Annotated in this window: 12 protein-coding genes; 7 read left to right on the top strand and 5 right to left on the bottom strand. The window is 70.8% G+C overall.

From position 1 onward, the window contains the following. Nucleotides 1–39: 39 nt before the first annotated feature. The 3 genes from VPA02S_RS06290 to VPA02S_RS06280 are packed head-to-tail and all read left to right on the top strand — an operon-like array spanning nt 40 to nt 4908. On the top strand, nt 40–2367 hold the full coding sequence (locus VPA02S_RS06290; RefSeq protein ID WP_062362920.1) for an acyl-CoA dehydrogenase family protein: 2328 nt from the start codon (nt 40–42) through the stop codon (nt 2365–2367). A gap of 43 nt (nt 2368–2410) precedes the next feature. Next, nucleotides 2411–3397 (top strand): Bug family tripartite tricarboxylate transporter substrate binding protein, encoded by a 987-nt coding sequence (locus VPA02S_RS06285; RefSeq protein ID WP_062362917.1) that lies wholly within the window; start codon nt 2411–2413, stop codon nt 3395–3397. Further along, on the top strand, nt 3394–4908 hold the full coding sequence (locus VPA02S_RS06280; RefSeq protein WP_174545053.1) for a class I adenylate-forming enzyme family protein: 1515 nt from the start codon (nt 3394–3396) through the stop codon (nt 4906–4908). Before VPA02S_RS06285 ends, VPA02S_RS06280 begins: the two co-directional genes overlap by 4 nt. Here VPA02S_RS06280 and VPA02S_RS06275 read toward each other — a convergent pair. After that, a complete protein-coding gene (locus VPA02S_RS06275) occupies nt 4905–5321 on the bottom strand; it encodes a nuclear transport factor 2 family protein (RefSeq protein WP_012746464.1) in 417 nt (138 codons plus the stop codon). The two genes, VPA02S_RS06280 and VPA02S_RS06275, sit on opposite strands and share 4 nt — an antisense overlap. Before the next feature lie 143 nt (nt 5322–5464). Here VPA02S_RS06275 and VPA02S_RS06270 point away from each other — a divergent pair, with 143 nt between their 5' ends. After that, complete coding sequence (locus tag VPA02S_RS06270; protein WP_012746465.1) at nt 5465–5644, top strand: DUF3606 domain-containing protein; 180 nt, start codon at nt 5465–5467, stop codon at nt 5642–5644. Between the two features lie 184 nt (nt 5645–5828). Next, the gene (locus VPA02S_RS06265; RefSeq protein WP_012746466.1) at nt 5829–6506 is read left to right on the top strand and encodes a hypothetical protein; all 678 of its coding nucleotides are present in this window, start codon (nt 5829–5831) and stop codon (nt 6504–6506) included. Here the strand turns inward: VPA02S_RS06265 and VPA02S_RS06260 are convergent. Next, entirely contained in the window at nt 6452–7699 is a 1248-nt protein-coding gene (locus VPA02S_RS06260; protein WP_062362910.1) for a DNA topoisomerase IB, read from the bottom strand. The two genes, VPA02S_RS06265 and VPA02S_RS06260, sit on opposite strands and share 55 nt — an antisense overlap. 122 nt (nt 7700–7821) lie before the next feature. On the opposite strand from VPA02S_RS06260, the gene VPA02S_RS06255 reads away from it, so the two are divergent. After that, complete coding sequence (locus VPA02S_RS06255; protein ID WP_062362908.1) at nt 7822–8895, top strand: purine-nucleoside phosphorylase; 1074 nt, start codon at nt 7822–7824, stop codon at nt 8893–8895. 6 nt (nt 8896–8901) lie between these two features. Here the strand turns inward: VPA02S_RS06255 and VPA02S_RS06250 are convergent, their stop codons facing one another. Beyond that, nucleotides 8902–9582, bottom strand: a complete 681-nt coding sequence (locus tag VPA02S_RS06250) for a TIGR02117 family protein (protein WP_062362906.1) — start codon at nt 9580–9582, stop codon at nt 8902–8904. Nucleotides 9583–9595: 13 nt separating this feature from the next. Then, a complete protein-coding gene (locus tag VPA02S_RS06245; RefSeq protein ID WP_062362904.1) occupies nt 9596–10846 on the bottom strand; it encodes a Y-family DNA polymerase in 1251 nt (416 codons plus the stop codon). 108 nt (nt 10847–10954) lie between these two features. Between VPA02S_RS06245 and VPA02S_RS06240 the strand changes: the two genes are divergently transcribed. Further along, the gene (locus tag VPA02S_RS06240; RefSeq protein WP_012746471.1) at nt 10955–11794 is read left to right on the top strand and encodes an RNase A-like domain-containing protein; all 840 of its coding nucleotides are present in this window, start codon (nt 10955–10957) and stop codon (nt 11792–11794) included. 21 nt (nt 11795–11815) lie between these two features. Here the strand turns inward: VPA02S_RS06240 and VPA02S_RS06235 are convergent, their stop codons facing one another. Continuing rightward, complete coding sequence (locus VPA02S_RS06235) at nt 11816–12436, bottom strand: hypothetical protein (RefSeq protein ID WP_062362901.1); 621 nt, start codon at nt 12434–12436, stop codon at nt 11816–11818. Between the last annotated feature and the right edge of the window lie 19 nt (nt 12437–12455).

Below are 12455 nucleotides of genomic sequence, written 5' to 3'. Positions count from 1 at the left end.
CAAATGCCGCGCGGCGGGGCGTTCTGTCACGCTGCGGCGATGGACACAGAATCACTTTCCGCCGTGCGCGATGCTGCGCTCGACTACTTCGTTCGCAGCCGTTCCATCCAGCGGCGGCGCGAGCGCATGGAGCGGCCCGATGCCGACGAGGCGCAGGGCTGGAGCGCCATGGCCGAGCTGGGCTGGACCGGCATGCTGGCACCCGAATCCGCAGGCGGGCTCGGTCTGGGGCTCGCGGGCGCCGCGCAGATCCTGCGGGCCGCGGGCGAGCATGTGGCGCCCGAGCCGTTGCTGGCGGTGGCGGGCCTGAGCGCGATGCTGCTCGCGCGGCTCAAGGCTCCGGCCGCGCAGTCGCTGCTGGCGGAGCTGGTCGCGGGCCGCAGCCTGCCGGCGCTGGCCTGGCAGGAGAGCGCCGGCGACCTGAGCGCCGTGCCGCTGGCCTGCGGCTGCGAGCCGCGCGGGGGGCATGCGGGCGGCGTGCTGCTGCAGGGCGAGAAGCTCATGGTGCTGCCCGGCGCGGCCGCCAGCGGCTGGCTGGTGTCGGCGCGCGGCAGCGACGACGCGGTGCTGCTGTGGGTGCCGCGCGGCACGGCCGGCGTGAGCGAAACCCTGGTGCCGCTGGTTGACGGCAGCCAGGCTGCGAGCCTGCGCTTCGAGCAGGTGGCGCTGCCCGCGGATGCGGTGCTGGCCGAAGGCCCCGCCGCGCAGGACGCGCTACGCCACGCGCTCGCGGCCGGCCAGGTCCTGCAGGCGGCCGAACTGCTGGGCGTGGGCCAGGCGATGCTCGCGCAGACGCTGGCCTACCTGCGCACCCGTTCGCAGTTCGGCAAGCCCATCGGCAGCTTCCAGGCGCTGCAGCACCGCTGCGTGGACATGTTCATCCACCTCGAAGTGGCGCAGGCCGCGCTCGCCGAGGTGCTGGCACTGGCGGACCAGGGGCTCCCGGCCGAACGGCTCGAAGCCGAAGCCAGCCGCGTCAACGCCCGCTGCACCGCCGCGGCGCTGCAGGCCTCGCGCACGGCAGTGCAGCTGCATGGCGCCATCGGCTACACGCAGGAGTGCGAGCTGAGCCTCTACTACAAGCGCACGCTGTGCCTTTCGGCGTGGCTCGGCAACGTGGCCGCGCACCAGCGCCGGCATGCCGCGCTGGCCGACGGCGGCGAAGCGCGGGCGGGCACCGCCGCATGGGAGGGCGAGTTTCCGCGCAGCGCCGACTGGCATGCGATGCCCGAGGCCGAGTTCCGGCGCATGGTGCGCGCCTTCCTGCAGCAGCGCTATCCGCAGCAGCTGCGCTACCTGTCGCACCGCGCACGCTGGAGCGAGATCCGCGAGTGGTACCTCACGCTGTCGGCGCAGGGCTGGATCGCGCCGGCGTGGCCGGAGGTGCATGGCGGCATGGGGCTGCCGGCCGACAAGCTCATTGCATGGATCGAGGAGCTCGAGCAGCACGGCGTGGCGCGCGCGCCGGACCAGGGCATCGTGATGATCGGCCCGCTGCTGATCCAGCATGGCACGCCGGAGCAGCAGCAGCGCTTCCTGCCGCGCATCCTGAGCGGCGAGCATGTGTGGTGCCAGGGCTATTCGGAGCCCAACGCCGGCTCCGACCTGGCGGGCCTTCGCACCGAGGCCGTGGCGGGGCGCGATGCCGAGGGCGATCACTTCATCGTCAATGGCCAGAAGATCTGGACCACGCTCGCGCAGGATGCCAACCACATCTTCATGCTGGTGCGCACCGACAAGGCCGCGCGCAAGCAGGAGGGCATCAGCTTCCTGCTGTGCGACTTGCGCACGCCGGGCATCACGGTGCGGCCCATCCACACGCTCTCGGGCGAGCCCGAGTTCTGCGAGGTGTTCTTCGACAACGTGCGCGTGCCGGCCGAAAACCTCGTGGGCAAGCTGCATGGCGGCTGGACGATTGCCAAGGCGCTGCTGGGCTTCGAGCGCATCTTCCTGGGCAGCCCCAAGCAGTCGCAGTACGCGCTGGGACAGCTTGCGCGGTTGGCGCAGGCGCGGCGCCTATTTGCAGACCCGGTGTTCGCGCAGCGCTTTGCCGCACTGCGGCTCGACGTGCTCGACCTGTCGGCCGCATACACGGGCTTTGCCGACATCGTGCGCGCGGGCCAGCCGCTGCCGGCATCGGTGTCGTTGCTCAAGATATGGGCCAGCGAAACCTACCACCGCATCGGCGCGCTGCTGGTCGAGGCCGGCGAAGAGCAGGGCGCCGTCGCGGGCGACCAGCTGCTCGACGGGCAGAGCTTCAACGTGCTGTCGCCGCTCATCGGCTCCACCGCCGCAATGATCTACGGCGGCACCAACGAGATCCAGCGCAACATCCTTGCGCGGCAGGTGCTGGACCTGCCGGCCTGATCGATGCGAGCCGCCGAAGAAATACACACCAGGAGACAACGCCATGACATCGACTCACTTCTCGCGCCGCCACCTCATGGCCGCGATGGCAGGCAGCGCGGCGCTGTCTGCACTGCCGCATCGCGCCTTCGCGCAGCAGCCCCTGCCGCCGCTCATCAAGCTGGTGGTCGGCTATTCGGCCGGCGGTCCGGTGGACGGCGCGGCGCGCCTGCTCGCGCCCGCGCTGAGCCAGGAGCTCGGCACGCAGGTCATCGTCGACAACCGGCCCGGCGCCAGCGGCTCGGTGGGTGGCGACGCAGTGGCCAAGGCCGCACCCGACGGCGCGCTGCTGTTCTTCGGCGCGAGCCCGACCATCACCATCAATCCGAACGTCCAGCGCAAGATGGCCTTCGATCCGATGAAGGACCTGACGCCCATCGCGCCGCTGGTCGACTACACCAACGTGCTCGTGGTCAACAAGGACCTGCCGGTGCGCAGCGTGGCCGAGCTGCTGGCCTATGCGAAGGCGCACCCGGGCAAGGTGTTCTACGGCTCGGCCGGTATCGGCGCGTCGAACCACCTGAGCGGCGCGCTGCTCGAGAAGATGACCGGCGTGCAGCTCACGCACGTGCCCTACAAGGGCAGCGCACCCGCGTTGGCCGATGTGATGGGCGGCACCGTGACCATGATGTTCGACATCATCGCCACCTCGCGGCCCTTCATCCAGTCGGGCAAGATCCGCGCGCTGGCCGTCACCTCGCGCCAGCGCAACCGCATGCTGCCCGAGGTGCCGACCATGATCGAGTCGGGTGTGGCCGGCTACGACGTGGGCGGCTGGTTCGGCCTCTACGGTCCGGCGCGCATGGACGCGGCGCTGGTCGCGCGCCTGAACGCCGCCGCGCACAAGGCGCTGGCGCGTGAGGATGTCGCCCATCGGCTGCGCGAGCAGGGCTACGAGGTCTGGAGCGGCGGCGCGGAGCTGCTCGCGGCCAAGGGCCAGGCCGACCGCAGGCTCTGGGCCACCGCAGCGCAGGGCATCGAGGCGGAATGAGCGAAATGCCGGCACCCACGCGGATCCACGAGCTGCTCGAAGCACGCGCATTGCAGTCACCGGGCGCGGCCTTTCTCTTCGAGCCATCGGGCACCGTGTCGTACGGCGCGCTGCAGGCCATGGCCGAGGCGGCCGCGCAGGACCTCTTGGCCGCCGGCGTGCGGCCGACCGACCGCGTGCTGCTGGTGGCCGAGAACTGCGCCGCGCACATCGCGCTCATCATGGCGTGCAGCCGCATCGGCGCATGGTCGTGCGGGGTCAACGCGCGCATGTCGCCCGGCGAGGTCGCGGCCATTGCCGACCGCGCCGATGCGCGGCTATGCTGCTTCACGAGCGATGCTTCGGACGCCGCGCGCCAGCATGCGCAGCGCGCCGGCGCGGTGCCCTCGGCGCTGCCGGGCGTGATGCGCTCGGCCGTGCGCGCCGAGGCCAGCCCGGAGGCCGACTCCGCGCTGGCGGACACTGCGGCCATCATCTTCACTTCAGGCACCTCGGGCACGCCGAAGGGCGTGATGGTGTCGCACCGCGGGCTGCTGCATTTCGGCCGCGTGTCGGCCGGCGTGCGATCGCTGGGCGCGCACGACCGGGTCTACGCCTTCCTGCCGATGACGCACATCTTCGGCATCGGCACGGTGCTCATGGCCGCGCTCACGGGCGGCGCCGCGCTGGTGCTGCGCGCGAGCTTCTCGCCGGCCGACATGCTGCATGCGCTCGCGCATGAAGAGGTGTCCAACTTGCTCGGGCCGCCCACGATGTACGCGCGGCTGCTGGCGCACGTCGAGGCCGGGCACGGCGCGCCGCGCTTTCCGGCGCTTCGCTATGTCTACACCGGCTCGGCGCCGCTCGATCCAGCGCTCAAGCAGCGCGTGGAGGCGCTGTTCGGCCAGCCGCTGCACTATGGCTATGGCCTGTCGGAGTACGCGGGCTCGGTGTTCCTCACGCGCGTGGAGGCACCGCGCGCGGACACCGCCGCGGGCCATGGGGTCGAGGGCGGCGAGGCGCGCATCGTCGGACCTGACGGCCAGGACCTGGCGCCGGGCGAGACCGGCGAGATCTGGCTGCGCGGGCCCGGCCTCATGCTGGGCTACTTCCGCGATGCGGCGGCCACGGCGCAGGTCATGCGACCCGGCGGCTGGTATGCGAGCGGCGACCTCGGGCGCCTCGATGCGGACGGTGCGCTGTTCGTGGTCGGCCGGCTCAAGGAAATGATCATCCGCTCGGGCTTCAACGTCTATCCGGCGGAGATCGAGGCGGTGATCGGCCGCTTTGCGGGCGTGCACCTTTGCGCGGTGGTGGGCGTGCCCGAGGCCGACGGCAACGAGCGCATCGTCGCCTTCGTCGAGATGAAGCCCGGCGCCGTGCTCGATGAACCGGCGCTGCGCGCCTACCTCGCGGAGCACCTGTCGCCCTACAAGCGGCCCGCGCGCATCGAGACCATCGACGCCATGCCGACCACGGCCAACGGCAAGCTGCTCAAGCGCGAGCTGCAGGCGCGCGCCGCCCGGCCCTAGCCGAAGATGCAGGCGCGGCCCTTCTGCGTGTCCATGTACTCGCGCACGCGGGCGATGCGCCCATCGCGCAGTTCGAAGATGAAGCAGTAGTCGTTGTCGTACCGGCGGCCGTTCGCGAGCGTGGCCTGCAGGCGCAGCTCGACGATCACGGTATCGCCCTCGCAATAGCGGCTGCGGAAATCGACCGCGACGTCGGAGACGAAGAGCGCCGGAAATCTCTCGGCCAGGAAATGAACGATGGCGTCCGGGCCGATCATGTGGTCGGGCGCATCGAGTGCCAGCGCGGTGGCGTTGCCGCGTGGCGCCAGCCATTCGGCATCCTCGGTGAACCAGGATGCGATGCGTTGGGGGTCGCGGCTTGCGAAAGCCTTCCATGCGTCGGCGATGGTGCGCTTGTTCTGTTCGGAGTTCATGCCCTGACCATAGGCGCGGCCCGCGGCGCCCGCACGCCGGTTTCGGACATTTCCTGCAAGGAGCCGCGCCGCCGTCCGCCAGTGCCGCGCCGCAGGGGCGCGCATCGTCCCTGCATCGACATACGAAACACAGGAAGCACGCCATGGCAGACGACCCGAACAAGCGCGGCCCGCAGGACCGGACCCGCATCAATGTCAACGAGCCGCACGAGGTGCGCTATTGGACCGAGACGCTGGGCGTGACCGAGGCGCAGCTGCGTTCGGCCGTGGCCGCCGCGGGCGTCGAGGTGAAGGACGTGCGGGTCTACCTCGGCAAACCCTAGGCGGGTGGCGAAAGCGTAGGTACGCTCCTACACCCGCTGCGGGGGGCGGGACCGATACTTTGGCTTTCCTTCGCTTCAGGACGCGCAAAGTGAACGAGCCGAATGCCGAACCCCGCACCAGCAGCAGTGGTCCGCGGGCCTGCCACCCCCTCACCGAGGCGAAGCCTTCGGCTCTCCGCGCCCAATGAAGGCCTCGCCCGGAGCCCGAAGCTGGATCGCCGCCGGCGTACGCCACGAACTGCTCACCCGCGCCTTGCCGGCACTGCGCCACGACATGGCGGCGCCGGTGTCGGTGATCCGCATGGCGCTGCTCATGCTCAAGCGCCAGATCGGCGCGCCGGTCATCGATGCACCGGTCTGCGAGGAGCGTGTGGCGCTGATCGACAACCAGGTGTCCGAACTCGTCGAGGGCATCCGCTCGCTGCGCGACTGGGAGCTGGCCACGACGGATGACGGCATCACGCGCAGCGCGCTGGTGGCGCAGTGCGTGGGCCTGATGCGCGCAGCCTTCGACATGCACGGCGTCGAGCTGGCTGTCGATGCCGCGCTCGAACCGCGCGAGGGCGAAACGCGCTGGCCCCAGGGCGCCGCGCTGCGCTACCTGGTGCTTGGCGGCCTCGGATACCTGCACGACGGCGCATCCGAAGCCGGCGCGATCCGCATCGAGGCCGATGGCGGCAACGCGCTTCGCCTCAGCGCCTTGCCGCGCGAATCGGCCGGTGCCAGCCCGGTGCTCGACGCGCACCGCGCCCCGCGTGCGCTGGCCATCGACGCGATTGCGCTCCAGAGCCTGGCGGAAGACCTGGGCTACACCGTGGCGCTCGAGCGCGACAGCGTGCGCTTTCCGCTCGCGCCGGGCTGAGGCCTTCGTCGTTCTTCTCCGGCCTTGCGCCGGCCGTTGGCGCTGCGTGCCTCGCGTTGCTGGCGCGCCTGGCCTTGCCGATGCATCCGCAGGAAGGCGAGCAGCCGCTGTTCGGCGGCGTGCAGCCCGCGCGTCTTGCGCGCCGCGGTACGGGCCGACATCTTTCGCAGCAGTTCGGCCGCGGGGTCTTCCTCGTCGCCCGCCAGCGCGCTGCCCAGCGCCAGCACGGCCGGGTGCACGTAGGCCTTCTTGCAGACCGCGGGCGTGTTGCCCAGCTGCCTGGCCACGGCGGCCAGTATTTCCTTGGCGCTGTAGCGCGTGCCGTCGGCGGCCGTGCGCCCCGGTTCGCAGGCCAGCCGCGTGAGCTCCAGCGCCTGCACCGTGCCGTGCCAGGTGCGGAAGTCCTTTGCGGTGAAGCGCTCGCCGGGCGAGGCTTCGGCGATGTAGCCGTTGACGTCGGTGGACGAGACGCTGCGCAGCTCCCCGTCTTCGTCCTGGTACTGGAACAGCGCCTGGCCGGGCAGCTGCTGGCATTGGCGCACCACCCTGGCCACGCGCGGATCGTCGAGCCGGGCTTCATGCATCACGCCGCTCTTGCCCCTGAAGCGCAGCCGCAGCGCCGCGCCCTGCACGGCCGCGTGCCGGTTGCGCAGCGTGGTGAGGCCGAAGGAGCCGTTGCTGCTGGCGTATTCCTCGTTGCCCACGCGCAGCAGCGTGGTGTCGAGCAGCCGCACCAGGGCTGCCAGCACCTGCTGGCGACCGGGCGCCTTGGCCGTTGCCGCGCCTTCCTGCAGGTCGCGTGCGACGCGGGCGCGGATGCGCGGCAGCGCGAGCCCGAAGGCCTCGAGGCGCTCGAACTTGGTCTCGTCCTTGAAAAGCCGCCAGTCGGGGTGGTAGCGGTACTGCTTGCGGCCGCGGGCATCGATGCCGGTGGCCTGGAGGTGGCCATTGGGCAGCGGGCAGATCCACACCTGCGTGTAGGCCGGCGGAATGGCCAGCATGCGGATGCGGGAGAGCTCGTCCGCGTCGCGCACCCAGCGGCCCTGCGCGTCGCGGTAGCGGAAGTGCTCGCCGTGCTTCAGTCGCCGGATGCCCGGCATGTCGGGGTTCACGTAGACCAGGCCGTTGGCAATGGGCGCGGCCGTCGGCGAGGGCCTGGAGGGCGGGGCGGTCGATCTGGAGCGGGCCGGCATGGGGTTTGCGTGGTGACGGTACCCAGCGCTTGTGCCTGCACCGACAATCGCCGCCTGTAGGACGCCGCAATCGCCGCTGGTGCGATGGAGGCGCTTTGTTCTTTTCCTGGAGTCCCAAAGAAATGATGTTCTTCCATCGGCCGTTCCCGTCTTCCTGCGTGCGCTGGCTCTCGGCCTGCGGCGCGGCGCTGCTCGTTGCGGCCTGCGCTTCCCCAACTTCGCCGACTTCGCCGGTATCGGCTGCACGCCCAGCTGCTGCTGCTGCCGCGCCCGTCAAGGTGAAGGTCTTCGTCGCGGCCATGTTCGAGATCGGCCAGAACACCGGCGACCGGGCCGGCGAGTTCCAGCACTGGTACGAGCGCTACTGGAAGGGCGCCGCGCCCATGGCGGTGCCCGGCGCATTGCAGCCGGTGTACTGCAATGCCGACGGCGTGTGCGGCGCGGTGCTCGGCATGGGCAAGGTCAACTCGTCGTCGTCGATGCAGGCCATCCTGCTGAACCCGCAGTTCGACTTCTCGCAGGCTTACTACGTGATTTCCGGCGTGGCCGGCACGCCGCCGGCGCGCGGCACCATCGGCGAGGTGAGCTGGGCCACCTGGCTCGTGGACTACGACCTCGGCCACCGCTGGGCGCCCGAGGAGAACAAGCCCGGCGAACCCACCTTCATGCCGCGCAAGGGCTACGAGGAATACCGCCGCTTCAAGCTCAACCCCGACCTCGTGGGCTGGGCCATGAAGCTCTCGTCCGACACGCCGCTCAAGGATTCGGACAGCGCGCGCAAGTACCGCCTGCGCTACCCCGATGCGGCCGCGCGGCGCGCGCCCTTCGTGGCCACCGGCACCCACATGACCGGCGACACCTTCTTCCACGGTCCCGGCATGTCGAAGCAGGCGCAATACATCGCCAGGCTCTACGGCGCCGACGACTACGTGATCACCGAAATGGAAGCCGCCGCCATCACGCTCGTGATCAAGCGCACCCATGGCACCGACCGCGTGATGAGCCTGCGCGGTGCCGTCAACTTCGACCAGGGCAGCCCGAAGGAAAGCACGCTGCAGCACCTGGACCCGGCCCCGGGCGAGACGGCGGGCGGCTTTGCCGAGACGGTGGAGAACATTGCGCTGGTGGGCACGCGCGTGGTGGACCACATCGTGGCCAACTGGCCGCAGTGGCAGGCCGGCGTGCCCAAGCCCTGAGCGGGTTCAGGGCCGCACCGGCTGCAGGTGCCACGTCACGTTGAAATCGAAGGGCGTCCAGCGGCTCACCGTGACGCCCGCCTGCCGCAGGCCGCGGCCGGTCCAGGTGTTGCAGGTCTCGAAGAGGTGGTAGCCGCCTTCGGCCTCGTAGAAGGCGTCGTCGTTGCCGTAGTGGGCGCCGGCAACGGGTGTCGCGCCGCCCGAGGCGAGCGTCGCCTGCACGTAGCCCGCGAGCTGCGCGTACTGCGCCTGCGAGAGCGGCAGGTGGAAGGCGTTGCTGCGCAATGAGGCGCGCGTGAGATAGGTCACGTGCAGCAGCGCGCGGTTGCCGCCGAGCAGGGCGCCCAATGCGCGCGAGGCCGTGAGGTCGGCCCAGGTGGGCGTGTGCAGGTAGAACTCGCGGTCGCCCCAGCCGATGGCGATGAACTCCGCATCGGGCGGCACGGCCCTGAAGTGCGCGAACGGAAAGAGCTGCTGCCAGTCGACGGTGGCCGAGCGGATCGGAAACACCAGGTCGGTGTGGATGCCGTTGCTCAGCACCCAGGCCTGGACGGCGGGCGGCGACGCGGGCGCCCGTGCATTGGCCGGCCAGAGCATCAGCGCGCAGGCCGCGCCCACGTACAGCCCCGCGGCCATCGTGAAGCCCAGCAGCGTGAATGCGATGCGCCGGAGCCAGCGTCTGATCACGGCGCCGGGTGTTTCAGAAGAGCGACGCGGTGGCCGAGGCCGCCTCCGCCGACGCGCGCGAGGCCGGGCCGACCACAGCCGGCGCCGTGGCCTCGGGACTGCCCGCCTTCGCAAGCGCGCCCACGCGCACGCCCAAAAGGCGCAGCGGCCGCTCCAGCGGCACGCGCTTCAGGCACAGCCCGCCGACCTGGCGGATGGTCTTGCCGTCGGCGGTGTGGCGCTCGATGGTCTGGTCGCGCGTGGCGATCTTGAAATCGTCGTAGCGCAGCTTGATGCCGATGGTCTTGCCCACGTAGCCCTTGCGCTGCAGGTCTTCGGCCACCTTCTCGCACAGGTGGGTGAAGATCGCGCCCAGCTCGGCGCGGTCGCGCACCGCATGCAGGTCGCGGTCGAAGGTGGTCTCGCGGCTCATCGACACGGGCTCGCTCTCGGTCACCACCGGCCGGTTGTCGCGGCCCCAGGCCACCTCGTGCATCCACGCGCCCGTGGACTTGCCGAAGTTCTGGATCAGCCAGTCGCGCTCGCGCGCCGCGAGCTGGCCCACGGTCTCGATGCCGAAGCGCTTGAGCTTCTCGTCGGCCTTGGGTCCGATGCCGTTCACCTTGCGGCAGGGCAGCGGCCAGATGCGCGTCTGCAGGTCGTCTTCGTAGACCACCGAGATGCCGTTGGGCTTGTTGAACTCGCTCGCCATCTTGGCGATGAGCTTGTTGGGCGCCACGCCGATGGAGCAGGTGAGGCCGGTGGCGTCGAGGATGGCCTTCTGGATGAGCCGCGCGAGCGATCGGCCGCCGTCGCGCTGGCCGCCGGGCACATCGGTGAAGTCGATGTAGACCTCGTCCACGCCGCGGTCTTCCATCAGCGGCGCGACCTCCCTGATGACCTGCTTGAAGGTGCGCGAGTACTTGCGGATCTCCTCGAAGTCCACCGGCAGGATGATGGCCTGCGGGCACAGCTTGGCGGCCTTCATGAGCCCCATGGCCGAGCCCACGCCGAACTGCCGCGCCGGGTAGGTGGCGGTGGTGATCACGCCGCGGCCCACGTAGTCTCTCAGCCGCGGAAAGGCCTCCACCGGGATGTCGGCCAGCGTGCCGCCCTCGGGCACGTGGCGGATCGCCTCGTCCACGCTGCGCCGCCCGCCGCCGATCACCACCGGCAGGCCCTTGAGCTGCGGATAGCGCAGCAGCTCGACCGACGCGTAGAAGGCGTCCATGTCGAGGTGGGCGATGCGGCGGATCGGGGGCGTTGGAACGGTCGGGGAGCTCACGGCATGGATTGTCTCGCGGCCGGGCGATGTTCGCCTGCCGGGCGGCCGCGTGCAAGAATGCGGCCGATTTGCAGGCTGGCCCTCCGGTGGCATGGAAAGGAATCTGGCATGGATGACGAAGTCGAAGGCATGACCATCGCGCTGACGCCGGTGCAGATGGCCGCGGTTCTGGGCGGGGAGGACGTGCCCGAATCCGCGAGCCTGAGCAACCGGCTCTGGGGCACGGTGGGGCTGGTGGGCGGCGTGGTGGAACTGGTGGGCGCCGGCATCCTGTGCGTCGCGCCCGAGCCCACGATGGTGACCAAGGCCGGCTGCGTGGTGCTGGGCGTGCACGGCTTCGACACCCTGGCGACCTCGGGCCGCCAGGTCTGGACCGGCACCCCGCAGCGCACCGCCACCGCCGTCACCGCCAGCTCGGCGGCCGAGGCGCTGGGCGCCTCGCGTGAAACGGCCGATGGCATCGGGCTTGCCGTGGACGTGGCGGTGCCGCTGGTCGTGGCTTCGGGGCTGGGCGCCGCGCGCATCGTCGCCGTGATGCGCGGCGGCCGCATCCGCTTGGTGGAGCATGAGGCCGCGGCGGGATCGCGGCTGGGCGGCCACACCATGGCGCGCCACGTCGGGCAGACCGATGCCCAGCTGCTGGCCAGGGTACGAACCGCCACCCGGCCGGGCCCGCGGGCGGTGTCCACCTTTGCCGACCTGGCCACTGCAGAACGCGCGATCACCGAGACGCTGCGCGCCAACGCCGCCGCGGTGCGCGCCTGGTCGCGCGGGGCGGCCGCGGGCAGCAAGTCGCCGGAGTTGGAGCACGTGCTGGGCTACGTGGTGGGGCGGGGCGTGCAGTTCGGCAGCACCGCCGTCAACGACCTCTCCGGCGTGCGGATCATCCTCAAGATGGAAACCTACAACGGCAAGCCGTTCTACATCCTCACGGCCTATCCGATCTGAGCCGCGCGGCGCCGCGAGCGCCTACAGGAAGGACGGGGCTTCGCCCGTCGTCCACACGTCGGCGCCGAGTTCTTCGGCCAGGCGGGCCAGCAGCCTGGCGGTGCGCTCGCGCAGCGGGGCAATGCGGGCCTGCAGGCCGGCCCGGGGCAGCGCTGCGGCCTGGACGGTCGCGTCGGAATCGGGGTCGCTTTCGCGGATGTAGAGCGTGCTGTTGCGGGCCCAGGCCTCCACCGCCCAGCCCTGGTCCTGGTCGGCATAGACCATGCCCTCGTCGTGCCCCGCCACGGCGGCAAGGAAGTGGTCCATGGAAGAGAACGTGTCGTACCAGGGGAAGGACAGGTGCACGTCCGCATCCTCGTTGTCCAGCCGCAGATCCATCCAGAAATACTGGCGCACCTGCTGGAGTTTCAGCCCGCGCTGCCGGGCCAGTGCAGCCACCCGGCCGTAGTAGGCAGCAAGCTCCGCCTCGTGCCCGATGGCCTCCGGAACGCTCACCCGCAGGCGCTCGGCGCGCGGGAATTCCGGCAGCGCGAGCGGCTCGGGCGGGCGGTCCCGCACGGGATGGAACTCGTCCCACAAATGAAATGCGATCTCGGGCTCCAGCGAGTTGATCGGCTTGGCGTCGGCGAACCAGGGTTCCACTTGCGCGCTCCTCTGAATG

It is taken from the genome of Variovorax paradoxus NBRC 15149 (assembly GCF_001591365.1).
Lineage (GTDB): Bacteria > Pseudomonadota > Gammaproteobacteria > Burkholderiales > Burkholderiaceae_C > Variovorax > Variovorax paradoxus.
The sequence above is the reverse complement of the archived record's forward strand: the minus strand, read 5'-3'. Positions and strand labels throughout refer to the sequence as shown.

Coding starts and splice junctions, on each gene's coding strand:
- VPA02S_RS06290 (WP_062362920.1), top strand. CDS start 40: ATGGACACAGAATCACTTTCCGCCGTGCGCGATGCTGCGCTCGACTAC.
- VPA02S_RS06285 (WP_062362917.1), top strand. CDS start 2,411: ATGACATCGACTCACTTCTCGCGCCGCCACCTCATGGCCGCGATGGCA.
- VPA02S_RS06280 (WP_174545053.1), top strand. CDS start 3,394: ATGAGCGAAATGCCGGCACCCACGCGGATCCACGAGCTGCTCGAAGCA.
- VPA02S_RS06275 (WP_012746464.1), bottom strand. CDS start 5,321: ATGAACTCCGAACAGAACAAGCGCACCATCGCCGACGCATGGAAGGCT.
- VPA02S_RS06270 (WP_012746465.1), top strand. CDS start 5,465: ATGGCAGACGACCCGAACAAGCGCGGCCCGCAGGACCGGACCCGCATC.
- VPA02S_RS06265 (WP_012746466.1), top strand. CDS start 5,829: ATGAAGGCCTCGCCCGGAGCCCGAAGCTGGATCGCCGCCGGCGTACGC.
- VPA02S_RS06260 (WP_062362910.1), bottom strand. CDS start 7,699: ATGCCGGCCCGCTCCAGATCGACCGCCCCGCCCTCCAGGCCCTCGCCG.
- VPA02S_RS06255 (WP_062362908.1), top strand. CDS start 7,822: ATGATGTTCTTCCATCGGCCGTTCCCGTCTTCCTGCGTGCGCTGGCTC.
- VPA02S_RS06240 (WP_012746471.1), top strand. CDS start 10,955: ATGGATGACGAAGTCGAAGGCATGACCATCGCGCTGACGCCGGTGCAG.